This window comes from Micromonospora sp. LOL_025, assembly GCF_048060285.1.
Lineage (GTDB): Bacteria > Actinomycetota > Actinomycetes > Mycobacteriales > Micromonosporaceae > Micromonospora.
In genome coordinates this window covers 18,406-43,060 of the sequence record NZ_JBHMIR010000009.1, presented here as the reverse complement: position 1 = coordinate 43,060, position 24,655 = coordinate 18,406, and the positions used below count along the sequence as shown (strand labels likewise).

Sequence of the window (24,655 nt, the reverse complement as noted above, 5' to 3'; positions counted from 1 at the left end):
CGCAGGCGAGCCGCGGTCTGGGGACCGCGGCTCCACACTGCTCGGGCGGGCGCGGGCCCGCTCAACTGCTTGTCACGCGCCGCCGTTGGGGGCGCCGTGGCAGCGCTTGTACTTCCGGCCGGACCCGCACGGGCACGGCGCGTTGCGGGACGGGCCGTTGCCGGCCTCCGCCTGCCCCGGCGCCACCCGCCGGTTGTTGCCGGCCGGGACGCCCGGGCCGCGCAGACCGGACGCCGGACGCTGCGGCGCCGCCGGGGCGGTCGTGCCCGGCGCGGCCGGGGCGGCCGGGACCGGACGACCGACACCCAGCGCGGGAGCCTGCTGTTCGTCACGCTCGACGGCCACCGCGCCGGCACCGGCCTCGCCGTCGATGGTCGGCGCGGAGTACTGCAGGCCCTGCTGCTGCGGGGCCCGGCCCAGGCCCTTCGCCCGGATCTCGACCGGCTTGTCGAGCAGCTGGACCTCCTCGGCCTCGGGCTCCGGCTCGTTGACCTGGACCTCGAGGTTGTAGAGGAAGCCGACCGTCTCCTCCTTGATGCCGTCCATCATGGTGGCGAACATGTCGAAGCCCTCGCGCTGGTATTCCACCACCGGGTCGCGCTGGGCGTACGCCCGCAGGCTGATGCCCTCCTGGAGGTAGTCCATCTCGTAGAGGTGCTCGCGCCACTTGCGGTCGATGACCTGGAGCAGGACCATCCGCTCCAGCTGGCGGGTGCCCTCCTCGCCGAGCTGCTCCTCGCGCCGGTCGTACGCGGCGTGCGCGTCCTCCTTGAGGCGGGAGAGCAGGAAGTCCGCGTCGATGCCGGCCCGCGAGCCGCCGGCCTCCTCCTCCAGCTCCTCGATCGTGATACCCACCGGGTAGAGCTGCTTGAGGCTGGCCCAGAGCTGCTCCAGGTCCCAGTCCTCGCCGTAGCCGTCGGCGGTGGCCCCCCGCACGTACGCCTCGACGACGTCGTCGATCATGTTGCGGACCTGGTCGGAGAGGTCCTCGCCGTTGAGCACCCGCAGCCGCTCGGCGTAGATCACCTGGCGCTGCTTGTTCATGACCTCGTCGTACTTGAGGACGTTCTTGCGGATCTCGGCGTTCTGGCCCTCGATCTGGGCCTGCGCGCTCTTGATCTGCTTGGTGACCATCTTCGACTCGATGGGCACGTCCTCCGGGATGTTGAAACGCTCCATGACCGCCTCGACGGCGCCGGAGCGGAAGCGCTTCATCAGCTCGTCCTGGAGCGAGAGGTAGAAGCGGGACTCGCCGGGGTCACCCTGGCGGCCCGACCGACCGCGCAGCTGGTTGTCGATGCGGCGGGACTCGTGCCGCTCGGTGCCCAGCACGTAGAGGCCACCGGCGGCGGCGACCTCCTCCGCCTCGGCGTCGCAGGCATGCTTCCACTGGGGCAGGACCTCCTCCATCGCCTTGGCGTACTCCTCCTCCTGCTCGACCGGGTCGAGGCCGCGCTGGCGCAGCTCGTTGGCGGCGAGGAACTCGGGGTTGCCGCCGAGCAGGATGTCGGTGCCGCGGCCGGCCATGTTGGTGGCGACGGTGACGGCGCCCTTGCGGCCCGCCTGCGCGACGATCTCGGCCTCGCGGGCGTGGAACTTGGCGTTCAGCACGGAGTGCGGGATGCCGCGCCGGCGCAGCAGCTGGGAGATGATCTCGGAATTCTCCACCGAGACGGTGCCGACGAGCACCGGCTGCCCCATCGCGTGCCGCTCGGCGATGTCCTCCACCACGGCGTTGAACTTGGCCTTCTCGGTCTTGTAGATCACGTCCGGCCGGTCCTGCCGGACCATCGGCCGGTGGGTCGGGATCGTCACCACGCCGACCTTGTAGACCTTGTTGAACTCGCCCGCCTCGGTCTGGGCGGTACCGGTCATGCCGGAGAGCTTCTCGTAGAGGCGGAAGTAGTTCTGGAGGGTGATGGTGGCCAGGGTCTGGTTCTCCTGCTTGATCTCCACCCCCTCCTTGGCCTCGATCGCCTGGTGCATGCCCTCGTTGTAGCGGCGGCCGTGCAGGATGCGCCCGGTGAACTCGTCGACGATCAGGACCTCGCCGTCGCTGACGATGTAGTCCTTGTCGCGCTTGTAGAGCTCCTTGGCCTTGATGGCGTTGTTGAGGTAGCCCACCAGCGGGGTGTTGACCGACTCGTAGAGGTTGTCGATGCCCAGCCGGTCCTCGACCTTGGCCACGCCGCGCTCGGTGACCGCGATGGTGCGCTTGGAGTGGTCGACCTCGTAGTCGCCCTCGCCGTCCTTGCCGGGCTGGAGCCGGGCCACGACGCCCGCGAACTCGCCGTACCAGCGGGCGGAGTGCTCGGCCGGGCCGGAGATGATCAGCGGGGTGCGGGCCTCGTCGATCAGGATCGAGTCGACCTCGTCGACCACCGCGAAGTTGTGGCCGCGCTGGACCAGCTCCTCCTTCGACCACGCCATGTTGTCGCGCAGGTAGTCGAAGCCGAACTCGTTGTTGGTGCCGTAGGTGATGTCGCACTCGTAGGCGGCCCGGTGCTCGGTGGCCGGCCGGTTGGGCAGCACCACGCCGACGGTGAGGCCGAGGAACTCGTGCACGCGCCCCATCCAGGCGGCGTCACGCTGGGCCAGGTAGTCGTTGACCGTGATGACGTGCACGCCCTTGCCGGAGAGCGCGTTCAGATAGACCGGCATGACCGAGGTCAGGGTCTTGCCCTCACCGGTCTTCATCTCGGCGATGTTGCCGAAGTGCAGCGCCGCGCCGCCCATCACCTGGACGTCGTAGGGCCGCTGGCCGAGCACCCGGGCGGCCGCCTCACGGCACACCGCGAACGCCTCCGGCAGCAGGTCGTCGAGGGTCTCGCCCTCGGCGAGCCGCTCCTTGAACTGGTCGGTCATGCCGCGCAGCTCGTCGTCGGTGAGGTTGACGTAGTCGTCCTCGATCGAGTTGACGGCGGCGGCGATGGCCTTGAGCCGGCGCACCATACGGCCCTCGCCCGCGCGGAGGACCTTTTCCAGAATCGACACGGATCAACGCTCCCCTAGACAGTCTCGAACCATCGTAGGCGCTTCATCGGCGCGATGGTCACTGGTGGCGGCCCTCCGAGCCGGCGAAACCGACATAACACGCTCGACTCGCGCCGGCCCGCCGAAATCCGGTTACGCCGTCCGCGAACGGTCCGGCACGATGGCTCGGGTGGAACCTGTGGAGATCACCGAGGACGGCCTGTTGCTGCGACCCTGGCGGGCGACCGACGCCGACGCGGTGCACCGGGCGTGCCAGGACCCGGACATCCAGCGCTGGACCACCGTACCGCGCCCGTACCGGGCCGAACACGCCCTCGGGTTCGTCACCGAGGTGACCCCGGCGGACTGGGCGGCGGGCACCGGGGCGCCGTTCGCGGTCTGCGACGCCGCCACCGGCGAGCTGCTCGGCTCCTGCGGGCTGGTCTCGATCGACGCCGGCCTGCGCTCCGGCGAGATCGGCTACTGGACCGCGCCCTGGGCCCGGGGCGCGGGCGTCAGCGTCCGGGCCGCCCGGGCCGTCGCCCGCTGGGCCTTCGACTCGCTGGCGCTGCGCCGGCTGATCTGGCAGGCCGAGGTGGGCAACCACGCCTCCCGCCTGGTCGCGCTCCGGGCGGGCTTCCGCGTCGAGGGCCGGCTGCGGCTCGCCGACCCCGCCCCCGGCGGCGGTACGGAGGGCTGGATCGGCTCCCTGCTCCCCGGCGAGGTGCCCGCCCCCGGGGAGACCGGTCCGGCCGGGCCGGGCACCCTGGAGGCCCGCCGCGCCGCCGTCTTCGGCGGGTCCCAGCCCGTCCTCTTCGCCACCGCCGGCGCCACCGAGCTGCGGCTGCGCCCGATGGAGGAACGCGACCTGGACGCGATCGTCGACACCTGCCGGGACCGGGAGACCCTCCGCTGGACCAGCGTGCCCGACCCGTACGAGCGGGCGGACGCCGAGTCGTACCTGGAGTTCGGCCGGGGCACCTGGGCCGGCGGCACCAGCGCCTGCTTCGTGGTCGCCGACGCCGAGGACCGGTACGTCGGCACGATCGACCTGCGACTCTCCCCCGCCGACCCGCTGCTGGCCGACGTCGGCTACATGGCCGCCCCCGCGGCCCGGGGCCGGGGCTACCTGCCGGCCGCGCTGACCGCCCTGAGCGCCTGGGGCTTCACCACCCTGGGCCTGGCCCGGATCGAGTGGCGGGCCAACGTCGGCAACACCGCCTCCCGCCGGGTCGCGGAGAAGGCCGGCTTCACGGTCGAGGGCATCGCCCGGAGCGGGCTCACCCACCGCGGCGAGCGGGTGGACGTCTGGGTCGGCGCGCTGCTCGCCGGGGACCTGACGTGACGCCCGAGGTGATCGAGGCCGACGGGGTGCGGCTGCGGCAGTTCCGCCCCGCCGACGCCGCCGACCTGACCGCCGGCTGCGGCGACCCGGTCAACCTGCGCTTCAACCCCGGCATGCCGCAGCCGTACACGGAGGCAGACGCCCGCTGGTGGATCGCCGAGGGCGCCCCGGCGGCCTGGGCCACCGGCGGGGCCGCGTACGCCATCGCCGACCGGACCACCGACCGGCTGGTCGGCGGCGCGGGCATCGGCCAGGTCGTGGCGCCGCGCCGACAGGCGGAGGTGGGCTACTGGGTGGCGCCGTGGGCGCGGCGGCGCGGGATCGCGACCGCCGCGACGCGGGCCCTGGCCGACTCCGCGCTCCGGCACGGCGTCGACCGGCTGGAGCTGATGACCCACGCCGAGAACCCGGCCAGCCAGCGGGTGGCGCTCGCCGCCGGCTTCAGCCACGAGGGGGTACGCCGGGCGGCCGGCCAGCTGCGCGGCGGCGGCCGGACGGACCTGCTCGCATGGGTGCGGCTCGCCGACGACCCGCCCGGTCCCGCCCCCCGGCTCCTGCCGGACCTGCCCGACGGCCGGCTCACCGACGGCGTGGTGACCCTGCGCCGGCTCGGCCCGGACGACGTCGACGTGATGTACCGCCTGCACACCCGGCCGGAGGTGGTGGCGAACCAGGCCCCGCCGGTGCCCCCGACCCGGGCGGCCATCGAGCGGCGTTGCCTGCTGGCCGAGAGCGCGTGGCTCACCGGCGCCACCGCCCGCCTGCTGATCGTCGACGCGGTCACCGGCGAGCCGGCGGGCAGTTGCGGGCTCAGCCTCTCCGACCCGGCGGCCGGCGAGGGTTCGATCGGCTACGCGCTCCTGCCCGACCAGCGGGGACGCGGGCTGGCCACCAGGGCGGTGCGGCTCCTGGCCGGCTGGGCGTTCGGCCCGGCCGGCATCGCCCGGCTGGTCGCCGGCACCGTGCCCGACAACACTGCCTCGCACGGGGTGCTGGAGCGGGTCGGATTCCGCCGGGAGGGCCTGCTGCGCGGGCGGCTGCCGGGGCTCGCCGGCGCCCGCCTCGACGACCTGGTCTTCGGGCTGCTCCCCGACGAACTCCGCTGACCCGCCCGCCCGGATCCGGCGCTCCGGGGGCGGTGTCGGCCCCGGGTGCCCGGCGATCTTGCCCGCCCCCGGCGGGCCGTGGTGGCGGGGTGGGCCGCCACCACGGCGCCGGAGGGTCAGACGGCGAGGGAGATGATTCCGTAGTCGTAGGCGTGCCGCCGGTAGACGACGCTCGGGCGGCCGGACTCCTTGTCCTGGAACAGGTAGAAGTCGTGGCCGACGAGTTCCATCTGGAACAGGGCGTCGTCGACGGTCATCGGCTCGGCGGGGTGCACCTTCTCCCGCGCGATGTGCCAGGGCTGGTCGCGTTCCTCCTCCTCGACCCGTTCGGCGACGGCGGTGGCCGTCCCGGCGCCGTCGGGGGACGCGCCCAGCGGCGCGTCGAGGCCGGCTACCGGCAGGTTGGCGGTGGCCGCGGCGACGGAGAGCGGCGCGTGCCGTCCCCGGTGGACGCGGCGGCGGTCGGCCGCCCGGCGCAACCGGGTGTCCAGCTTGGCGATGGCCGCGTCGAGCGCGCTGTAGAAGTCGTTCGTGCAGGCCTCCGCCCGGATCACCGGGCCACGGGAAACGCAGGTGATCTCGACGCGCTGGCAGTGGTCCGCCTGGCGTGGATTACGCTCGTGAAACAGCTCTACATCGACACGAATAAGTTTGTGGTCGTAGCGTTCGATCTTCGCGAGTTTCTCCGCCACGTGCACCCGGTAGTGATCCGGCACTTCGACGTTACGGCCCTTGACCACGATGTCCATGTGACCTCCCTAGTTCGGACGGTCGTTCGTTCCGGCATCCGGTCGCGCGCCCCTGGGGGAGGTCCCACTCGGCGTCGACCGGTCAGTGCGGCTACGCCTCCTTTCACCGCCGGGGGCGGGTGGAAAGACCTCCTACCCCCGACACGAAAACGCTAACTCCTGTTCGCCCGACAGTCACCCCCGGTCGCCACCACGGCCAACAACTTTTCACAGCTCATACACCAACGGGTGAAACGGAAACACGCACCGTCACAACTTGCGGCGTCTCTCGGTCGCGGCGAGCACCGCGGCGACCGTCGGTGACAGCCCGCTCGCGGTCAGCTCCCGCCCCACCGCGGCGAGGGTGGCCCCGGTGGTCAGGATGTCGTCGAGCACCACCACCGCCGCCCCGTCGGGCGCGGACGGGACCCGCGGGCGCACCCGGAAGGCCGCCTCGGCCGCCGCCGCCCGACCCGCGCTGTCCAGCGTCACCGAGTCCGGGCGGGGCAGGGCCCGCAGCGGTCGCCGCACCCGCACCGGCCAGCCCGCCCGGCGCAGCCGGTCCGCGCAGTGCCGGGTCAGCCGGCCGAGGTGGTCGCCGTACCGGGCGCGGGCCGCCGCCGCGGTGTCCGGCACCGGCACCAGCGTCACCGGGCGGACCCCGCCGACCGCCGCCGCCACGACCTCGGCGAGCAGCGACCCCAGCGGCCGGGCCAGCCCGTGCCGGCCGTGGTCCTTGTACGCCAGCAGTGCCTCCCGCAGCGGGCCCGCGTACGGGCCGAGGGCGACGCAGGGCGGCAGGTCGGGCGGGACGGGAGTGGGGCGTACGGCCCGGGGGCGCAGCGCGCCGAGCGCCGCCACGCACTCCGGGCAGACGCCGTGCCGCAGCCCCGGTCGGCGCTCGCGGCAGCCGGCGCACTCCACGGGCAGCACCAGGTCGGTGAGGTCCGCCCAGAGCCCGCCGAGATCCCGCACGGAGATCAGTAGAGGAAGAAGGGGGCGGTCGGGTTGCCGGCGCGCGCCCCGGCCGACGGCGCGACCTCCTGCACCTGCTCGGGCGGAATCCGCTCGAACGGGCCGCTGCGGTACGCCACCCCATTCGCCTCGTACATCGCGGCGCCGACGCGCCCCACGGCGTTCGCCGGGTACGCGGCCAGGTGCGTCACGCGGGCGCCGATCTTGTCCTCCAGCCGGCTCTCCCGGGCGCCGTCCACGCTGACCTCGTAGACCGCCGGGCGGCCGACCGCGCCGGCGAGGACCAGGGCGTTCTCGCCGTACCAGTCGACGGCCGACAGGCTGGTCAGCCGGGTGGGCAGCCGACGGGCCGGGCCGGGCGTGACCCCCGCACCGTCGGGGCTGAGGGCGGCGACGTAGAGCGCGCCCCCGGCGATGGCGGCGATCCGGTGGCCGTCCAGCGAGGCCGCCACCGCCGTCACCGGGCCGGGTACGCCCAGCGACACGGCGGTGAGCTGCGCCTGGGCGTCGAAGCGGTACAGGCTTCCGTCGGCGACCACCAGCCCGGCCGGCTGCCCCCGGTACGTCGAGCGCAGCCAGACGGGCCGGCTCATGGCGGCGTAGCCCTTGGCGCTGCGGCTGAACACGGCCACCGGGTCGGTGCCGGTGCCGACGGAGAGCCACTGCCGGCCCGCGTCGGTGACCACCAGCGCCGCCAGGACCTGGTTGTCGGCGCGGCTGAGCCCGGCGGACACGACGTTCCGGTTGGCCTTGGCGTCCACGGGCACCGGGCCGCTGGGCTCGCCGGCGTAGGCCAGCGGGTGGACGGCCCCCTCGTAGACGCAGAACCGCTGGAAGCTATCCGGGAGCTGGTGCACCGGGCGGTCCAGGCGGCGCCGCTCCAGGTCGGGGATGAACTCCTGGGACTGGTTGCGGATCTTGATGTCGAGCGGCCCGTCGAAGTCCGGCAGCGACCAGGCGAGCTGCGTGCCGAGCTGCTCCAGCCGGGCCTTGTTCTCCGGCATCTCCAGGTCGACCTCCCAGCGGCCGTCCGTCCGGGTGGCGTTGTTGATCAGCCGGGTGCCGTCCGGCAGCCTGCTGACGGCCGTGCCGAGCCAGGCGGAGGGGCCGGCGGTCAGCCACTTGACCACCTCGCTCACCCGCCGCTCGTCCGGCACGGCGAGGGGCAGGTAGCGCTGGTCGGGGACGAGGCGGGTGCGGTCGTTGTTCCAGAAGTAGATGGTCCGGCTCTGGTAGTACGTCTCCAGCGCCTCGACGCTGAGCAGCAGCGCGGTCGGCGGGTTCGCCACGTACAGCCCGCCGTCCGTCAGGCCGTCCTGCCCGGCCTGGCTGCGCAGCTCGAAGGTGTAGGTCGTGGTGCTCGTCTCCGGCGGGGCCAACGTGCCGTCCGTGCGCAGCTGCCCGACCTGCTGCACCTTGAGGGTGACCTCGGTCCGGTCCGGAGCGTAGACGGGTACCGGCTCCTCGGTGAGCCGGACGACGGCCAGCGCGACCTCGCTGCCCTGCTTGATCTGGAGGCGGTCGCGGTCCGCCGGCACGATGAACTGCCGGACCCGCTGGTACGCCCCGTCCGGTTCGCCGGCCGCGGCGGAGAGGAAGTTCTGGACGAACTGCTCGGCGTCGGTGCCGGCCGCGCTCCGGCTCGGGGGCTCGCCCCGGCTGCCGCTGGTCGAACCGCCCTCCGCCGCCGGTCCCGGGCCGTCCACCCGGACCTCGGTGTTCTCCGGAATGCCGCAGCCGGTCACACCGCCCAGCAGCAGCGCGCCGCCGAGCAGGCCGGCGAGCAGCCGACGCCTCACGACCCCACCTCCGCGTGCCCCCCGTTGCCCGCCCGGCGCGGGCCGACGGCCAGGGCGCCGTCGCCGCCGGGGCCGATCGTGAGCGCGCCCCCGGTGCCGGGACCGATGGCCAGCAGCCCGCCCGCCCGGGGTCCGCCGAAGGGCAGCGCGGCGTCGGCCGGGACCAGCCGCAACGGCGAGGTCGTCAGCCGGTCGCCGGCCCGCGACGGCAGAGTGAGCCGGAACTGGGCGCCCTGCCCGGGCGCCCCCCACGCCTCCAGCCAGCCGCCGTGCAGCCGGGCGTCCTCCAGGCTGATCGACAGGCCGAGCCCGGTGCCGCCGGTCTGCCGGGCCCGGGACGGGTCGGCCCGCCAGAAGCGGTTGAACACCAGCTTCTCCTCGCCCGGCTTGAGCCCCACCCCGTGGTCGCGGACGGTGATCGCCACCGCCGTGTCGTCCACCCCGAGCGTGATCAGCACCGGCTTGGCCTCGCCGTGCTCGACGGCGTTGCCGACCAGGTTGCGCAGCACCCGCTCCACCCGCCGGGGGTCGACCTCGGCGATCACCGGGGTGCCGGGAACGTCCAGCTCGATGGCCACCCCGACCCGCTCGGCGAGACCGGCCAGGCGGTCGGCCACCCGGTGCACGACCGGCACCAGGTCGGTCGGCTCGGAGTCCAGCATGGCGAAGCCGGCGTCGAAGCGGCTGATCTCCAGCAGGTCGGTGAGCAGCTCCTCGAACCGGTCCAGCTCGGCCTGGAGCAGCTCGGCGCTGCGGGCCACCGCCGGGTCGAACTCGTCCCGCTCGGCGAAGATCAGGTCGGCGGCCATCCGGACCGTGGTCAGTGGCGTACGCAGCTCGTGCGAGACGTCGGAGGTGAAGCGGCGTTGCAGCCGGGACATCTCCTCCAGCCGCAGGATCTGCCGTTGCAGGTTGGTCGCCATCTGGTTGAACGACGCGGCGAGCAGGGCGAGGTCGTCCTCGCCGTTGACCACCATCCGCTGGTCGAGCAGGCCGGCGGAGAGCCGCTGGGCCGTGCGGGCGGCCACCCGCACCGGGGTCACCACCAGCCGGGTGACCAGGCCGGCGAGCAGGGCCAGCAGGAGCACCAGGGCCGCTCCGGTGGCGGCCACGGTGCCCCGTACGTCGGCGGCCGTGGCGTCCTGCCGGACCAGCGGCACGAGGTAGTAGAGCTCCACCTGACCGAACCGGGTGGGCACCGGCGAGCCGTAGACCAGGTATTTCGTGCGCTCCTCGCCCAGTCGGCCGGTGCGGATCTGGCTGGCGACCTTGCCGCCGGCGACGGTCTCGCGCAGCTCCGGGCTGATCAGCGGGCGGACGTTCACCGCGGGCGAGGACCGGGGCTGGATGGCCCCGGTGTGGTTGTCGGCGGTGAGCGCCACGATCACGCCGGTGGTCTGCTGCGGGTCACCGCCGGCCAGGTAGTTGACCGTGCCGTCGATGGTCTCCTGGAGCTGACCCTCCTGCGGCTGGTTGTAGAGGCCGAACTGCTTCGCCGCGTAGTCCGCGCCGCTGCCCAGCCGTAGCCGCACGTCGGTCTCGACGTTCTCCACGAGGATGCCGGTGATCTTGTCGGCGATCAGGTAGGCGAAACCGCCCACCAGCAGGCTGGACGCGACCAGTGTGATGGTCACCACCCGCAGCTGGAGCGAGCGCCGCCAGCTCTGGTGCAACCCGGCGAGCAGGCGCGCGGCCCGGCCGCTCACGCCACGCCACAGCTCGCGCGCGGCGACACGCCGGCGCGGAGCTGCCGTCGGGAGGTCCGGAATCGGGGAGGTGGCCACAGTGTGACCAGGCTATCCGGTGCCTGCCTTGTAGCCCACGCCCCGCACGGTGAGGATGATTTCCGGCCGCTCCGGATCCGGTTCGATCTTGGCCCGCAGCCGCTGCACGTGCACGTTGACCAGCCGGGTGTCGGCCGCGTGCCGGTAGCCCCAGACCTGCTCCAGCAGCACCTCCCGGGTGAAGACCTGGCGCGGCTTGCGGGCGAGCGCGACCAGCAGGTCGAACTCCAGCGGCGTCAGCTTCACCTCCTCGCCGTTGCGGCTGACGGTGTGCGCCGGCACGTCGATGGTGATCTGGTTGCCGGGCGGCCCGATGGTCAGCATCTCCGGGGCGACGTCCTCGCCCCGGCGCAGCCGCGCCCGCATCCGGGCGACCAGTTCCTTGGGCTTGAACGGCTTGACCACGTAGTCGTCGGCCCCGGACTCCAGGCCGAGCACCACGTCGACGGTGTCGCTCTTGGCGGTCAGCATGACGATCGGCACGCCCGACTCGGCCCGGATCGACCGCGCCACGTCGATGCCGCTCATGCCGGGGAGCATGAGATCGAGCAGGACGATGTCGGGGCGGTTCTCGCGGAACGCGGCCAGTGCCCGCTCCCCGTCCGCGACGAACGAGGGCAGGAACCCCTCGCTGCGCAGGACGATGCCGAGCATCTCGGCGAGCGCGGGGTCGTCGTCGACCACCAGTACCCGGGCTCTCATGGGGTTAATGTTTCCATCCCCTTCAGTTCGGTGGGATCCCCGTCACCCGGCACGGTACTGCCGTGGGACGTCGCCGCCCAGCAGCAGGTGCCCGGCGTCGCCGCCCCGACGTGCGGGTCCACCCGATCGGAACGGGCGTGTCACCATGATCCCCGCGTGCGCCGTCACGCGCCACCGCCGTCCCTCCCCAGGAGTACGCGTGCCCGACGCCGGCCCGACCGCCGTGCTCCCGCGCCGCCCCCTCACGGTCGGCGAGCTGCTGGACTCCGCGGTCCTGCTGCTGCGCGGGCAGGCCCGGGTGCTGGTGCCGGTCGCCCTCGTGCTGGCCGTGGCCGAGCAGCTCCTGCTGCACCCGCTGCGGCTCGCCGCCGGCACGGCGCCACCCGCCTGGCTGCCGGAGTTCGGGCGGTTCGGCGCGTACTGGCTGCTGCTGGCGGTGGGCGCGGCGACCGAGGCGGTGATCGTCCTGCTGCTCGGCAACCCGGCCGCCCGGGCCGCCGGGGCCGCGCTGTTCGGCCGCGCGGCGGGCCCCCGGGAACTGCTCCGCCCGGCCGGCGCGCGCTGGGGCGCCACCGCGCTGCTCGCCGTCCTCGTCGGCGTGCTGATGTGCGGGGTCGCGCTGTTCGGACCGCTGTGGATCGTCGGGTTCGCCCTGCTCGGCGCCGTGGCGCCGGCACTGGTCGTGGACCGGGTGCACCCGCTGCGCGCCCCGCTGCGCGCCGCCGCCCTGGCCGTCCGCGCCGCCGGCCGGGGCGGCTGGATCCGGCTGCTCGGCTACCTGGTGTGGTGGATCGTCCGTGTCGGCCTCGGCGTCGGCGTCCACCTCGGGCTGGACTCGTTCGACCTCGTCGACCGCGACTGGGCCGGGTGGCTGTCGCTGGCCGTCTGGGCGGGTGTGAACAGCGTCGCCTACCCGGCCCTGGCCTGCCTGGACGCGGTGCTGCACCTGGAGACCCGGATGCGTACCGAGGGGCTGGACATCCGGCTCTCCCGGGCCCGGGCGGGCACGCCGGAGACCGTCCTGCTGGCGGCCGGGCGATGAGCTTCAGCCGATGGTGGACCGAGACCACGGCGGCGCTCGGCGACCGGGTGCCGCTGTCCCTGGTCGCGCTGCTGCTGGTGCTCGCCGCGGTGCTGGTCGCGGCCGGCTGGTACACGTTCCCTTCCTGGGTCCCCCGGCGGTTGCCCCGGCTGCGCCGACGCCGCCGGAGGACCTCGCCGCCGGACGCCCCGCCGCCGGTCGTCCCCGCTCCCCGCGAGCCCGAGTTGCCCGCCGCCGCGTACGTCTCCCTCGCGGACCGGTTCGCCGCCGAGGACCGGTACGCCGAAGCCGTCCGGGAGCGGCTGCGTGCGATGGTCCGGGAGCTGGCCGCCCGGCGCGTGGTGCAGCCGCAGCCCGGCATGACCGTCGCCGAGCTGGTGCGGGCCGCGACGGACACCCGGCCCCAGGTGGGACCACCGCTGAGCGCCGCCGGCGCGATCTTCTCCGAACTCTGGTACGGCCAGCGTCCCGCCTCCGCCGAGCACGACCACCGGATGCGGGAGCACGCCGCCGACCTGGACCGGGTGCTGACCGGCCGACCCGAGGACGGGCCACGACCATGAGCGCACAGGCCACCGCCGTCCCCCCGGCGCCACGCGCGGACGCCGCCCCCCGGCGACGACGCCGCCGGCACCGGCTGCTGATCCCGCTGGGCCTGGCCGCGGCGCTGCTGGCCACCACCCTGATCACCCACGCGGTCGACCAGCCCGACCCCGGCGACCGGGGTTTCCTCTCCCCGGTCGCGACCGGGGACGACGGCGGCAGCCGGCTCGCCGACGCGCTGCGCGGGCGGGGCGTCACCGTCCAGCGGGAGACGGACACGCTGCGCGCCCTGCTGGCCGCCCGCAGCGGCGCGGCCACGCTCTTCGTGCCCGCGCCGGAGCTGTTGCACCCGGACACGGTCGGCGCGTTGGACTCGCTGCCCTCGACGACCAGGCTCGTGCTGGTGGACCCGCCGCGGCGGGTGCTGGAGGCGGTCAGGCTGCTGCCGGTGGAACCGGCCGGCCGCCGGTGGGCCGCGCAGGCGGTGGGGCCGGACGCGCGGGGCCTGCCCTGCCCGTTGCCGGAGCTGCGCCAGCTCGGGCGCGTGGCGGTCGGGCTGCAACGCTACGCGCCCGCCCCGGGCGCGTCGGCGCCCGTCCGGTTCTGCTTCGCCGACGGGCTCGCCCTGCTGTCCCGGGTCCCCGAGAGCACCGTGGCGGTGGGCGCCAGCGATCCGTTCCGCAACGACCGGATCGACGAGTGGGACAACCGGGCGTTCGCCACCGCGCTGCTCGGCGGGGCCGGCCGGGTGGTGTGGCTCGACCTGGACGGCCCCGAGCCCCCGCCGGTCCTCGGCGACGGCAGCAGCGGCAGCCCGGCCTGGTCGCCGACGCCGGACGGCTCCACCGGGAACGGCGGTCCCGGCCGCGGCACCGGTACCGGGGACGGCACCGGCGACGGACGCCCCGGCGACCCGGCGGACCCGGGCGGGGAGCCCGACGACGACAGCGACAGCGAGGGCCGCGACGACTCCCGGGCCGACAGGCCCGACCCGCCGGACCCGCTCTGGTCCGCCTTCCCCGCGTGGCTGTGGGCGTTGCTGGCCCAGCTCGCCGTGGCCGCCCTGCTGGCCGCGCTCTGGCGGGCCCGCCGGCTCGGCCCGCCGGCGGTGGAGCCGCTGCCGGTCACGGTCCGCTCGGCGGAGACGGTGCTCGGCCGGGCGCGGCTCTACGAGAAGGCGGGCGCCCGGGACGCGGCCGCGCGGACCCTGCGGACCGCCGCCCTGGACCGCCTGACGCCCCGGCTGCACCTGCCGCCGACCGCCCCGCCGGCCGACGTGGCCGCGGCGGTCGCCGCCCGCACCGGCGACGACCCCCGGTGGACCTCCGAGGTGCTGCACGGCGCCGGGCCCGAGACCGACCAGGACCTGCTGGACCTGGCCCGCGCGCTGGACCGGCTGACCCGCGTCGCCGCCCCGCACGCCACCGACGGCCCGCACCCGCCCGCCGCGGCACCGCCGCCGACCGCCGCCGGGCCGCACCCGCCCGCCGCGGCACCGCCGCCGACCGCCGAGGGGCCGGCGGCTCAGCCGCCCGGTCCGGTGCGGCCGGCGCCGCCCCCGCCCGCCCAAGGGCCGCCCCCGCCAGCCGCACCGCACCCGCACCGAGCCGAAGGAGACCCCCGGTGACCCGACCCGCCGGTACCGCCGAGCCGCCGACCACCGACCCCGCAGACCCGCGCGCCGCGCTGCACCGGCTGCGTGCCGAGGTCGCCAAGGCGGTCGTCGGGCAGGACGCGGTCGTCACCGGCCTGGTGATCGCCCTGCTCTGCCGCGGGCACGTGCTGCTGGAGGGCGTGCCGGGCGTGGCCAAGACCCTGCTGATCCGCACCGTGGCCACCGCCCTCGATCTGGGGTCCAAGCGGGTGCAGTTCACCCCGGACCTGATGCCGGGCGACGTCACCGGCTCGCTGATCTTCGACCCGCGCACCGCCGCCTTCACCTTCCGCGAGGGGCCGGTCTTCACCAACCTGCTGCTCGCCGACGAGATCAACCGGACGCCGCCGAAGACCCAGTCGGCGCTGCTGGAGGTGATGGAGGAGCGGCAGGTCTCGGTGGAGGGCGAACGGCGGGCGCTGCCCGACCCGTTCATCGTCGCCGCCACCCAGAACCCGATCGAGTACGAGGGCACCTACCCGCTGCCGGAGGCGCAGCTCGACCGGTTCCTGCTCAAGCTCACCGTGCCGCTGCCCAACCGGGACGAGGAGCTGGGCGTGCTCCGCGCGCACCACGCCGGCTTCGACCCCCGCGACCTGAGCGCTGCCGGCGTACGGCCGGTGGCCGACGCGGCCGACCTGGCGGCGGCCCGGGCGGCGGTCGGCCGGGTGCACGTGGCCGAGCCGCTCTTCGGCTACATCGTGGACCTCTGCCGGGCCACCCGCAGCACCCCGGCGCTGGAGCTGGGCGCCTCGCCCCGGGGCGCCACCGCGCTGCTCAACACGGCCAAGGCGTGGGCCTGGCTGGCCGGTCGCGACCACGTCGTACCGGACGACGTGAAGGCGGTCGCCCGGCCGACGCTGCGGCACCGGCTGCGGCTGCGCCCCGAGGTGGAGCTGGAGGGCGTCGGCGTGGACGCGGTGCTGGACACGGTGCTCGCCACCGTGCCGACGCCGCGATGACCTGGCGGGCGGCGCTCCTGCTGGCGGTCGGCGCGCTGACCCTGCCGGCCTGGCCGTCGCCGTTCGCCGGGCTGCTGGTGATGACCGGGGCGGTGCTGTTGCTGGTGCTGCTCGACCGGGCGCTGGCCACGCCGCCGGGCGCGCTCACCGCCGCCCGCGAGGGGGACCGCGCGGTCCGGCTCGGCGGCACCGCCACCGTCACGCTGCTGCTGCACAACCCCTCCGGCCGTACGCTGCGGGCCAGGGTCCGCGACGCCTGGGTGCCCTCCGCCGGCGCCCGCCCCGACGTGCCCCCGGCGCGGCTGGTACGCGTCGAACCGGGCACGACGGTGGCGCTGCCCAGCCGGCTCACCCCCGTGCGGCGGGGCGACCGGCCGGCAATGGCGCTGACGGTGCGCTCGTTCGGGCCGCTGGGGCTCGGGTTCCGGCAGCGCTCCGGCCGACCGGCCACCCCGCCGTGGACGGTGCGCGTGCTGCCCCGCTTCGACTCCCGCCGGCACCTGCCGGAGAAGCTGTCCCGGCTGCGGGTCATCGACGGCACCCAGGTGAGCCGAGGCCGGGGCCAGGGCACCGAGTTCGACACCCTCCGCGAGTACGTGGTCGGCGACGACGTGCGGTCGATCGACTGGCGGGCGAGCGCGCGCCGGGCCGACGTCCTGGTGCGCACGTGGCGGCCGGAGCGGGACCGCCGGCTGCTCTGCGTGCTGGACACCGGGCGGACGTCTGCGGTGCGGGTCGGCGACGAACCCCGGCTGGACACCGCCATCGACGCCGCGCTGCTGCTCACCGCCCTCGCCGCCCGCGCCGGCGACCGGGTCGACCTGCTCGCCGCCGACACGGCGGTGCGGGCCACCGTCACCGGCACCGGCGGGCCGGCCCTGCTCTCCCGGGTGGTGCACGCCCTCGCCCCGCTCCAGCCGACGCTGGCGGAGACCGACTTCGACCTGATCGCGGGCGAGCTGCTGCGCCGGCAGCGCCAACGCAGCCTGGTGGTGATCTTCACCGCGTTGGAGGCCGGTGCCCTCGGCGAGGGGCTGCTGCCGGTGCTCCCCCGGCTGGCCGCCCGGCACAGGGTGGTGATCGCGGCGACGCACGACCCGGTGCTGACCGCCCTCACCACCAGCGTTCCACAGCGCCCGGGGGACGCCTACGCCGCGGCGGCGGCCTGGCGGGCGCTCGCCGAACGCGACCGGGTCCGCGCCGCCCTGGGCCGGCACGGCGTGACCGTGGTCGACGCCCCGGCGGGCCGGCTGGCCCCCACGCTGGCCGACACCTACCTGCGCCTGAAGGCCCTCGGTCAGCTCTGATCAGGCTCGGCGGCGACGGCGCGGCGACCGAGGACCACCACGTACGCCAGGAAGGCCAGCCAGACGGCGGCGCCCGCGGCGACGCGGAGCGGAACCGGCACGGGCGCGGGGGTCACGAACGCCTCGATGACGGCGGAGACCGCGAAGAGTCCCACCAGCCCGACGGCGACGAGGACGCCCTCGCGTCCCGCCCGGGCCACCGCCTGCCCCCGGGTGAGCTGCGTCGGCGGCGCGATCCACGCCCACCCGATGCGCAGGCCCACCCCGGCGGCCACGAAGACGCCGGTGAGTTCCAGCAGCCCGTGCGGGGTGATCAGCCCGAAGAAGACATCCGCGCGGCCGTAGGCGACCATCACCCCGCCGACCACGCCGATGTTGAGGGCGTTCTGCCAGAGCAGGTAGAGCACCGGGACGATCAGCACCCCGGCGGCGAGGCACTGGGCGGCGAGCCAGGCGTTGTGCGTCCACAGGTGGAAGGCGAAGGTCGGCGCGGAGAACTCGGTGTAGTAGCCGGCGAAGCCGGACTCGACCAGGTCGGCGGCCGCCGCGTCGCCGATGAAGGCCGCCGCCGTCTGCGAGTTGCCGGCGACGAACCAGATGAGGAAGAGGCTGAGCAGGCTGAACCCGGTCGCCACCCCGCACCACCAGGGCCAGGCGCGGTAGACCGCGGCGGGGAAGCCGGCCACGAAGAACCGTCCGACCGCCGCCCACGACGGGCGCGGGCGCCCGGTGAGCCGGGCCCGGGCGCGCAGCACCACCTGGGAGAGCTGGCTGACCAGCGCCGGGTCGGGTGAGCGGCTGCGCAGCACCGACAGCTGGGTGGTCGCCCGCTGGTAGAGGGCGACCAGCTCGTCGACCTCGGCGGCGTCGAGCCGGCCGCGCCCGGAGAGTTCCTCCAGCCGTCGCCACTCCCCGCCGTGTTCCGCGACGTACGCGTCGAGATCCACCGTCACCCCCGTCCGGCGATCATAGTGTTCACTGTCGGGGTGAGAGCACAACCGCGACCGCCGGTCCGACCCGCCCCGTGGGGCGACGCCGGGCTGGTCAGCGGGGAGGCCGTGGAGCTGGACGTCCGGGCCGCCCGCATCGGTTCCCGGGTGCTCGCGCTGCTGCTCGACGTCCTGGCGCAGGCGGTCCTCATGGTGGTGCTGTCCATGAGCGTCGGCGTCGCGCTGCTCAACCTGCCGGAGGGGCTGGTCGACGGCGCCCTGGCCGGCGCGATCGCGACGGTGGGCCTGATCCTGGTGCTAATCGGCTACCCGGTGCTCTGCGAGCGGTTCAACCACGGCCGCACGCTGGGCAAGATGGCCGTCGGGCTGCGCGTGGTCAGCGCCGACGGCGCTCCGGTCGCGGCGCGGCAGTCGCTGATCCGGGCGCTGGTCGGCGTGGCCGTGGAGTGGCCCGGTCTGGTGCTGCCGCTGTTGAGCTGGGTGGCCGGGGTGACGGTGATGGTGACCGACCGGCGCGGGCGCCGACTGGGCGACCTGGTGGCGGGCACGCTCGTCGTGCACACCCGGACGGCGACCGCCTGGCGGCCCGTCCCCACGGCGGTCCCCGCGCTGGCCGGCTGGGCGGGCACGGTGGACCTGAGCCGGCTCGACGACGGCCTGGCGTTGGCCGCCCGCCAGTACCTGGCCCGGGTGCACCAGCTGGCGGAGCCGGCGCGCGGGCGGCTTGGGCGCGGGCTGTGGACCGAGGTCTCCGCGGTGATCGCGCCGCCCCCGCCCCCGGGCATGCCCGAGTCGGTCTACCTGGCCGCGGTCCTGGGTGAGCGGCACCGGCGGGCGAGGCACCGGCTGGGGCTCGGCCGGTCGGCCGCCGCGACGCTCTGGCCCGAGCTGGTGTCCGTCCCGCCCGGCGCCACCTCCCGGCCCGGCCCGATCCGGCCGGCGGCGCCGGACCTCGCCCTGGTGGCCGGGCCCGCCGTGCCGGCGCAGGCCGCCCCGGCGGTACGACCGGCGGTCTTCCCCGCGACGCGGGACGACGCCCCGTCCACGGTCGACTCCCGCACCTGAGCCGCAGCGCGGAAGCGGGCCGGGCGCCGGCTGTGGCAGGATCCGGCTCGCCCCTACGAGACAGGATGACCGTGGCTGACGACCTGTTCACCCCCACGATCGCGCCGCCGACGTACGAGGTGCGACGCCCGCCGTGGCGGCCCCAGTCGCTGATCTTCCCGGCCGTGTTCGGCGGTCCGACGGCCGTCACCGTGCTGGCCCTGGTCAACGGGCACCGGCTGGGGGTGTCCCGCCCGGCACGCCTGGCGGTGCTCGGCACCGGGCTGGCCGCGCTGATCGCCCGGCTGACGATCACGCTCGCGATCTTCGACGACGGGGGCAACCGCCCCGTACGACTGGTCGGGGCGCTGGCCGGCGGGCTGGTCTGGCTCGTCGCCGCCACCACCCAGAAACGACAGTTCCGGGCGTACGAGCTGCGTGGCGGCCAGCCCGCCTCGCTGTGGCTGCCCGGTCTCGGGGCGGTGCTCCTGCTCGGCTTCGCCGAGGCCGTGCTGGTCTTCCTGGTGGCCGCCGCGTGACCGCCCCGGAGATGCAGCTCGCGCGGGTGGCCCGGTTGCTGGAGGTGAACCGCCCGGAGCAGGCCCTGGCGGAGGTCGACCGGCTGCCCGCCCCGCTGGCCACCAGCCTGCTCGCGTTCCGGCTGCGGGCGGGCGCGCTGACCGTGCTCGACCGCTGGGACGACGTGGTCGCCGTGGCCCGGCAGGGGCTCGCCGAGCACGGCCCGGACGCCGAACTGCTCGGCCGGCTCGGCCTCGCGCTGCGGCACCGCCGCGAGCACCACCTCGCCGAGCGGGCGCTGCTGGACGCGCTCGCCATCGAGCCGGAGAACCCGTGGCTGCTCTGCCAGTACGCCGACCTCTGCTGCGCCGTCGGCCAGACCGACAAGGCGGAACGCCTGGTGGCCCGCGCCGCGGCGATCGTCCCGGACGCCCCGGCCGTCTTCGCCTCCCGGTTCCAGCTCGCGTACGCCCGTGGTGACGACCGGGCGGCCGAGCGGGTCGCCGGGGAGTTCCTCGGGGCGTGGCCGGGCAATCCGGTGGCGCTCGCCCTGCACGGCGTCGCCGCCGCCCACCGCGGCCGGGTGGGCGCCGCCCACCGCGCCTTCGGGCAGGCGGCGGCGCACGACCCGACCGACGCCGACTACGCGGACGCCGCCTGGGAGACCCGGGTGTACGCGCACCCGCTGCTGCTGCCGTTGCGCCCGCTCTACCGGCTGGGGATCTTCCGCACCTGGCTGCTCGCGGTCGGCGTGATCGTGCTGCTCAGCGCCGCCGGCCTGGACGTGCTCGGCGGCCTGTTCGCCCTGGCCTGGATGCTCTTCTGCGTCTGGTCGTGGGTCGCTCCGCCGCTGGTCCGCCGGATGGTGCTCGGCCGGTGGCGGTCGTGAGGGCGTTCGGGCCGTGGCTGGCCGTCCTCGCCGTGGTGCTGCTGCTCGACGCGCTGCGCCTGCGCACGCTGGCGGCCGTGGTCTCGGTGGCCTGGCTCGTCTGGTGCGTGTGGAGCTGGATCCGCCCCGCCCGTCGCCGCTCCCCCCGGGACTGACCGCCCGGCGGCGCGCGTCCGCCCGCGCGCACGCCGGGCGGATCGACCCGTGGCGGCGCGCGGACGCCGGCGGGCTCGACCCGTGGCGGCGCGCGCCCGTCCCGGAAACGCCGACCGGGCCGGCCGCTGGGAAGAAGCGGCCGGCCCGGTTGGTGCGGTCGGTGTCAGTACCGGTAGTGCTCCGGCTTGAACGGACCCTCCACGGAGATGCCGAGGTAGGCCGCCTGCTCCTTGGTCAGGGTGCTCAGCTTGGCGCCGAGCGCCTCCAGGTGCAGCCGGGCGACCTTCTCGTCGAGGTGCTTCGGCAGCACGTAGACGCCGATCGGGTATTCCTCGGTCTTGGTGTACAGCTCGATCTGGGCGATCGTCTGGTTGGCGAACGAGTTCGACATCACGAAGCTCGGGTGTCCGGTGGCGTTGCCCAGGTTCAGCAGGCGGCCCTCCGACAGCACGATGATGGCGTGCCCGTCGGCGAACTTCCAGAGGTCCACCTGCGGCTTGATGTTGACCCGCTCGACGTCGGAACGCTTCGCCAGGCCGGCCATGTCGATCTCGTTGTCGAAGTGGCCGATGTTGCCGACGATGGCCTGGTGCTTCATCCGGGCCATGTGCTCGTTGGTGATGACGTCGAAGCAGCCGGTGGCGGTGATGAAGATGTCGGCCTTGTCGACCACGTCGTCCAGGGTGGCGACCTGGTAGCCGTCCATCGCTGCCTGGAGCGCGCAGATCGGGTCGACCTCGGTCACCACGACCCGGGCGCCCTGGCCGCGCAGCGACTCGGCGCAGCCCTTGCCGACGTCGCCGTAGCCGAGCACGACCGCCATCTTGCCGCCGATCAGCACGTCGGTGGCCCGGTTGATGCCGTCGATCAGCGAGTGGCGGCAGCCGTACTTGTTGTCGAACTTGCTCTTCGTCACCGAGTCGTTGACGTTGATGGCGGGGAAGAGCAGGGTGCCGGCGCGGTGCATCTCGTAGAGCCGGTGCACGCCGGTGGTGGTCTCCTCGGTCACGCCCTTGATGCCGGCGGCGATCCGGGTCCACCGCTGGCCGTCCTCGGCGAGCGAGCGGTGCAGCACGCCGAGGATGACCGCGTACTCCTCGGAGTCGGCGGACTCGACCGGCGGCACGGCGCCGGCCTTCTCGAACTCGGCGCCCTTGTGCACCAGCAGGGTGGCGTCGCCGCCGTCGTCGAGGATCATGTTCGGGCCCTGCCCGTCGGGCCAGGCGAGCACCTGCTCGGTGCACCACCAGTACTCCTCCAGGCTCTCGCCCTTCCAGGCGTAGACCGGGACGCCGGCCGGGGCCTCGGGGGTGCCCTCCGGGCCGACCACGATCGCGGCGGCGGCGTGGTCCTGGGTGGAGAAGATGTTGCAGGACGCCCAGCGGACCTGCGCGCCGAGCGCGACCAGGGTCTCGATGAGGACGGCGGTCTGGATGGTCATGTGCAGCGACCCGGTGATCCGGGCACCGGCGAGCGGCTGGGCGTCGGCGAACTCACGACGGATCGCCATCAGGCCGGGCATCTCGTGCTCGGCGAGCTGGATCTCCTTACGCCCGAACTCGGCGAGCGACAGATCCGCCACCTTGTAGTCGCCCTCGGCGAGAGTGCTCGGCCGGGCCTCGGACGGCGTGCCGCTGGCGGACGCCGGGAGGGTGCTGGTCATGAAATCTCCTGTCGGACGATGTGCTGCGCGACCATTCACCTTACGCTCGCGGACCGCCGGCGCGAGGACCGGCCGGTGAAGAGAGCACGAAGACATCAGCGGACAGCGCACGGGGCGGTCGGTCGTGAACGGTGTCCCGTCCACCAGCCGCCCGCCCCGTGCATCCCCCCGGTTTGGTTCCCCCGCGCGTTCTCGGACCTTCGTCGCGATAACGCTGCGTACCCATAGAATCACACTCTGCCAACACAGAGTCAAGCTATTCCGGGAAAGTCGGACTTGCGCCGCCCGAGCCCCTGCCCCGCGCCTCAGCTCAGGCCGCAGCTCGCGACGTACGCCTCCCCCGTGCCGCCCAGACGCAGCGGTCCGGCGGCGGCGCTTCCGACGGCCGCCCGTCCGGGCGCCAGCGTCACCGCGCCGGCCCCGTCGTCGGCCGAGACCTCGCCGGAGCGGCAGAGCACCACCCGGGGCCCGGGCACCTCGACCGTCACCTCCGGCAGCCCCGCGCCCACCGTCACCCGGTGCAGCGCGAAGTCCTCCACCGGCACCGGCCAGGTGACCACGCCCGGGGCGACCTCCAGCGGCGGCACCACCGGATCGCGCAGCACCTCGAAGCGCAGCACCCGCAGCAACTCCTCGACGTCCACCCGCTTCGGCGTCAGCCCGCCGCGCAGCACGTTGTCGCTGGCCGCCATGATCTCCACGCCGGTGCCGCGCAGGTAGGCGTGCAGGTTGCCCGCCGGCATCCAGATCGCCTCGCCGGGGGCCAGGCGCACCCGGTTGAGCAGCATCGCCACCAGCACCCCGGGGTCGCCCGGGTAGGCGGCGGCCAGATCCCGGGCCAGCTCCGCGTCCGGCCCCGCGACCGGCGCCGACGCCACGGCCGCCACCAGCGCGTCGCGCCGGTCGGCGGGCCAGGTCAGCAGCAGTCGTACGGCGTCGCGCAGGCCCGCCGGCCCGGTCCGCAGCGCCGCCAGCACCGGCTCCAGCGCGGGTACGCCGAAGCCGGCCAACGCCGCCGCCGAGACCGCCGGGTCCCGGAACCCGCAGAGCGCCTCCATCGGCGAGAGCGCGACCAGCAGCTCCGGCTTGTGGTACGGATCGACGTAGTTGCGCTGCCCGTCGGGGCGGGCGGCGTCGGCGGCGTGCCCGGCGCGGGCCTGCTCGGCGTCCGGGTGCGCCTGAAGGCTCAGCGGGGCGTCCGCGGCGAGCACCTTGAGCAGGAACGGCAGCCGGGTGCCGAACCGGCCGACCAGCCGCTCGCCGAGCCAGTGGTGCGGCTCGGCGAGCAGCAGGTCGGTCAGGCTCACCCGGTCACCGTCGCGGTCGACCAGGGCCGGGCCGCCCGGATGGGCGCCCAGCCACAACTCGGCCTCCGGGCCGTCGCTCGGCGCCGGGCGCCCCTGCAACTCGGCGATCGCCGAACGGGACCCCCAGGCGTAGTCGCGGATCGGTCCGTGCAGCAGTTCCACCGGTCAGCTCCCGGGCCGCCCGGCGACCTCACCCGGCTCGGAGGGCGACGCGCTCCCGGCACCCGCCCGCTCGGCGCTGGCGCGGTAGATGTCCGGTTCCAGGTAGATCACCCGGGCGGTCGGCACGGCGGCGCGGATCCGACCCTCGACGGTGTCGATGCTCTGCGCCAACACCTCCGCGGTGACGCCGGCCGGCACGGCGACCTTGGCGGCCACCATCAGCTCCTCGGGGCCGAGGTAGAGCGTCTTCATGTGGATGATCCGCTCGAACTCGGGGCCGTCGGTGACCGACTTCTCCAGCGCGGCGACGTCGTGCGCCTCAGCGCCCTCACCGAGCAGCAGGCTCTTGGTCTCGATGGCCAGGATGATCGCGATGACCACGAGCAGCACACCGATCATCGCGGTGCCCGCCGCGTCCCACCGGCCGTTGCCGGTGATCAGCGTCATGCCGACGCCGAAGAGCGCGAAGACCAGACCGACCAGCGCGCCCAGGTCCTCCAGGAGCACCACCGGCAGCTCGGGGGCCTTGGCGCGCCGGACGAACTTCACCCACGACTGGTTGCCCCGGACGAGGTTGGACTCGACGATGGCGGTGCGGAAGGAGAAGATCTCCATGATGATCGCGGCCACCAGCACAGCGACCGGCACCCAGTGCCACGAGGTGATGCCCTCGGCGTGCGACCACTTGTGGTACGCCTCGTAGAGGGCGAACAGGCCACCGACGCTGAACAGCACGATGGAGACGATGAACGCGTAGATGTAGCGCTCCCGGCCGTAGCCGAAGGGGTGCTGCGGGGTGGCCGCGCGCCTGGCCCGCCGCCCGCCGAGCAGCAGCAGCCCCTGGTTGCCGGCGTCGGCGACCGAGTGGACCGACTCGGCCAGCATCGACGACGACCCGGTCAGCAGGAACGCGACGAACTTGGTGACGGCGATGCCGGAGTTGGCCAGCAGGGCGGCGACGATCGCCTTCGTACCGCCGTTGGCGCTCACGCCGTCGCCCCGTTCCGCCGCGCGTCCCCGCCGGGCATCGGCGCGGTGCGCCGCT

21 protein-coding genes are annotated in these 24,655 nt (G+C 74.8%); 11 read left to right on the top strand and 10 right to left on the bottom strand.

Translation table 11 applies throughout. The features are described 5' to 3' along the window. Positions 1 to 72 precede the first annotated feature (72 nt). Entirely contained in the window at positions 73 to 2,994 is a 2,922-nt protein-coding gene (secA, locus tag ACFHW0_RS14285; RefSeq protein WP_416607769.1) for a preprotein translocase subunit SecA, read from the bottom strand. A 160-nt stretch (positions 2,995 to 3,154) separates the two neighbouring features. Here secA and ACFHW0_RS14280 point away from each other — a divergent pair, with 160 nt between their 5' ends. Together ACFHW0_RS14280 and ACFHW0_RS14275 are read left to right on the top strand one after the other, a co-directional pair. Then, positions 3,155 to 4,318, top strand: a complete 1,164-nt coding sequence (locus ACFHW0_RS14280; RefSeq protein WP_416607767.1) for a GNAT family N-acetyltransferase — start codon at positions 3,155 to 3,157, stop codon at positions 4,316 to 4,318. Then, complete coding sequence (locus tag ACFHW0_RS14275; protein ID WP_416607765.1) at positions 4,315 to 5,424, top strand: GNAT family N-acetyltransferase; 1,110 nt, start codon at positions 4,315 to 4,317, stop codon at positions 5,422 to 5,424. The genes ACFHW0_RS14280 and ACFHW0_RS14275 overlap by 4 nt, the downstream gene beginning before the upstream one ends. Before the next feature lie 116 nt (positions 5,425 to 5,540). On the opposite strand, the gene hpf is transcribed toward ACFHW0_RS14275, so the two are convergent. The 5 genes from hpf to mtrA form a co-directional block, all read right to left on the bottom strand. Then, a complete protein-coding gene (gene hpf, locus ACFHW0_RS14270; protein WP_416607763.1) occupies positions 5,541 to 6,173 on the bottom strand; it encodes a ribosome hibernation-promoting factor, HPF/YfiA family in 633 nt (210 codons plus the stop codon). A 249-nt stretch (positions 6,174 to 6,422) separates the two neighbouring features. Beyond that, positions 6,423 to 7,127 carry a ComF family protein gene (locus ACFHW0_RS14265; RefSeq protein WP_416607761.1) on the bottom strand — a complete coding sequence of 235 codons (705 nt, stop codon included), beginning with the start codon at positions 7,125 to 7,127 and terminating at the stop codon, positions 6,423 to 6,425. Positions 7,128 to 7,132: 5 nt separating this feature from the next. Continuing rightward, a complete protein-coding gene (locus ACFHW0_RS14260) occupies positions 7,133 to 8,926 on the bottom strand; it encodes an LpqB family beta-propeller domain-containing protein (RefSeq protein ID WP_416607759.1) in 1,794 nt (597 codons plus the stop codon). Further along, positions 8,923 to 10,710 carry an MtrAB system histidine kinase MtrB gene (gene mtrB, locus ACFHW0_RS14255; protein ID WP_416607757.1) on the bottom strand — a complete coding sequence of 596 codons (1,788 nt, stop codon included), beginning with the start codon at positions 10,708 to 10,710 and terminating at the stop codon, positions 8,923 to 8,925. Before mtrB ends, ACFHW0_RS14260 begins: the two co-directional genes overlap by 4 nt. A 12-nt stretch (positions 10,711 to 10,722) precedes the next feature. Next, positions 10,723 to 11,412: an MtrAB system response regulator MtrA gene (mtrA, locus tag ACFHW0_RS14250; RefSeq protein ID WP_089001893.1), complete on the bottom strand. Its 690-nt coding sequence runs from the start codon at positions 11,410 to 11,412 to the stop codon at positions 10,723 to 10,725. 199 nt (positions 11,413 to 11,611) lie between these two features. Here mtrA and ACFHW0_RS14245 point away from each other — a divergent pair, with 199 nt between their 5' ends. Genes ACFHW0_RS14245 through ACFHW0_RS14225 form a run of 5 tightly spaced genes read left to right on the top strand, consistent with a single transcriptional unit; the run spans position 11,612 to position 16,920 of the window. Beyond that, positions 11,612 to 12,454, top strand: coding sequence for a hypothetical protein (locus tag ACFHW0_RS14245; RefSeq protein WP_416607755.1), 843 nt, complete (start codon positions 11,612 to 11,614; stop codon positions 12,452 to 12,454). After that, on the top strand, positions 12,451 to 13,017 hold the full coding sequence (locus ACFHW0_RS14240; RefSeq protein WP_416607753.1) for a DUF4129 domain-containing protein: 567 nt from the start codon (positions 12,451 to 12,453) through the stop codon (positions 13,015 to 13,017). Before ACFHW0_RS14245 ends, ACFHW0_RS14240 begins: the two co-directional genes overlap by 4 nt. Further along, positions 13,014 to 14,624 carry a DUF4350 domain-containing protein gene (locus ACFHW0_RS14235; protein ID WP_416607751.1) on the top strand — a complete coding sequence of 537 codons (1,611 nt, stop codon included), beginning with the start codon at positions 13,014 to 13,016 and terminating at the stop codon, positions 14,622 to 14,624. Before ACFHW0_RS14240 ends, ACFHW0_RS14235 begins: the two co-directional genes overlap by 4 nt. Then, a complete protein-coding gene (locus ACFHW0_RS14230) occupies positions 14,621 to 15,613 on the top strand; it encodes an AAA family ATPase (protein WP_416607749.1) in 993 nt (330 codons plus the stop codon). The genes ACFHW0_RS14235 and ACFHW0_RS14230 overlap by 4 nt, the downstream gene beginning before the upstream one ends. Continuing rightward, positions 15,610 to 16,920, top strand: coding sequence for a DUF58 domain-containing protein (locus ACFHW0_RS14225; protein ID WP_416607747.1), 1,311 nt, complete (start codon positions 15,610 to 15,612; stop codon positions 16,918 to 16,920). The genes ACFHW0_RS14230 and ACFHW0_RS14225 overlap by 4 nt, the downstream gene beginning before the upstream one ends. Here ACFHW0_RS14225 and ACFHW0_RS14220 read toward each other — a convergent pair. Beyond that, complete coding sequence (locus ACFHW0_RS14220; protein WP_416607746.1) at positions 16,911 to 17,867, bottom strand: stage II sporulation protein M; 957 nt, start codon at positions 17,865 to 17,867, stop codon at positions 16,911 to 16,913. The genes ACFHW0_RS14225 and ACFHW0_RS14220 overlap by 10 nt on opposite strands. A 39-nt stretch (positions 17,868 to 17,906) precedes the next feature. On the opposite strand from ACFHW0_RS14220, the gene ACFHW0_RS14215 reads away from it, so the two are divergent. The 4 genes from ACFHW0_RS14215 (at position 17,907) to ACFHW0_RS14200 (ending at position 20,477) form a co-directional block, all read left to right on the top strand. Next, positions 17,907 to 18,935, top strand: a complete 1,029-nt coding sequence (locus tag ACFHW0_RS14215; RefSeq protein WP_416607745.1) for an RDD family protein — start codon at positions 17,907 to 17,909, stop codon at positions 18,933 to 18,935. Positions 18,936 to 19,000: 65 nt separating this feature from the next. Then, a complete protein-coding gene (locus tag ACFHW0_RS14210; RefSeq protein WP_416607744.1) occupies positions 19,001 to 19,453 on the top strand; it encodes a hypothetical protein in 453 nt (150 codons plus the stop codon). Next, a complete protein-coding gene (locus tag ACFHW0_RS14205) occupies positions 19,450 to 20,322 on the top strand; it encodes a tetratricopeptide repeat protein (protein WP_416607743.1) in 873 nt (290 codons plus the stop codon). Before ACFHW0_RS14210 ends, ACFHW0_RS14205 begins: the two co-directional genes overlap by 4 nt. Beyond that, positions 20,310 to 20,477, top strand: a complete 168-nt coding sequence (locus tag ACFHW0_RS14200; RefSeq protein WP_199729487.1) for a hypothetical protein — start codon at positions 20,310 to 20,312, stop codon at positions 20,475 to 20,477. The genes ACFHW0_RS14205 and ACFHW0_RS14200 overlap by 13 nt, the downstream gene beginning before the upstream one ends. 164 nt (positions 20,478 to 20,641) lie before the next feature. Here the strand turns inward: ACFHW0_RS14200 and ahcY are convergent, their stop codons facing one another. From ahcY to ACFHW0_RS14185, 3 genes are all read right to left on the bottom strand, one after another. Continuing rightward, complete coding sequence (gene ahcY / locus ACFHW0_RS14195) at positions 20,642 to 22,141, bottom strand: adenosylhomocysteinase (RefSeq protein WP_121396474.1); 1,500 nt, start codon at positions 22,139 to 22,141, stop codon at positions 20,642 to 20,644. A 305-nt stretch (positions 22,142 to 22,446) separates the two neighbouring features. Further along, positions 22,447 to 23,610 (bottom strand): mannose-6-phosphate isomerase, class I, encoded by a 1,164-nt coding sequence (manA, locus tag ACFHW0_RS14190; RefSeq protein ID WP_416607742.1) that lies wholly within the window; start codon positions 23,608 to 23,610, stop codon positions 22,447 to 22,449. A gap of 3 nt (positions 23,611 to 23,613) precedes the next feature. Further along, positions 23,614 to 24,600 carry a cation diffusion facilitator family transporter gene (locus ACFHW0_RS14185; RefSeq protein WP_416607741.1) on the bottom strand — a complete coding sequence of 329 codons (987 nt, stop codon included), beginning with the start codon at positions 24,598 to 24,600 and terminating at the stop codon, positions 23,614 to 23,616. Between the last annotated feature and the right edge of the window lie 55 nt (positions 24,601 to 24,655).

What these genes read in the sequence shown, in the direction of transcription:
- ACFHW0_RS14280 (WP_416607767.1), top strand. Translation starts at nt 3,155, where the DNA reads ATGGCTCGGGTGGAACCTGTGGAGATCACCGAGGACGGCCTGTTGCTG.
- hpf (WP_416607763.1), bottom strand. Translation starts at nt 6,173, where the DNA reads ATGGACATCGTGGTCAAGGGCCGTAACGTCGAAGTGCCGGATCACTAC.
- mtrA (WP_089001893.1), bottom strand. Translation starts at nt 11,412, where the DNA reads ATGAGAGCCCGGGTACTGGTGGTCGACGACGACCCCGCGCTCGCCGAG.
- ACFHW0_RS14240 (WP_416607753.1), top strand. Translation starts at nt 12,451, where the DNA reads ATGAGCTTCAGCCGATGGTGGACCGAGACCACGGCGGCGCTCGGCGAC.
- ACFHW0_RS14235 (WP_416607751.1), top strand. Translation starts at nt 13,014, where the DNA reads ATGAGCGCACAGGCCACCGCCGTCCCCCCGGCGCCACGCGCGGACGCC.
- ACFHW0_RS14225 (WP_416607747.1), top strand. Translation starts at nt 15,610, where the DNA reads ATGACCTGGCGGGCGGCGCTCCTGCTGGCGGTCGGCGCGCTGACCCTG.
- ACFHW0_RS14210 (WP_416607744.1), top strand. Translation starts at nt 19,001, where the DNA reads ATGACCGTGGCTGACGACCTGTTCACCCCCACGATCGCGCCGCCGACG.
- ahcY (WP_121396474.1), bottom strand. Translation starts at nt 22,141, where the DNA reads ATGACCAGCACCCTCCCGGCGTCCGCCAGCGGCACGCCGTCCGAGGCC.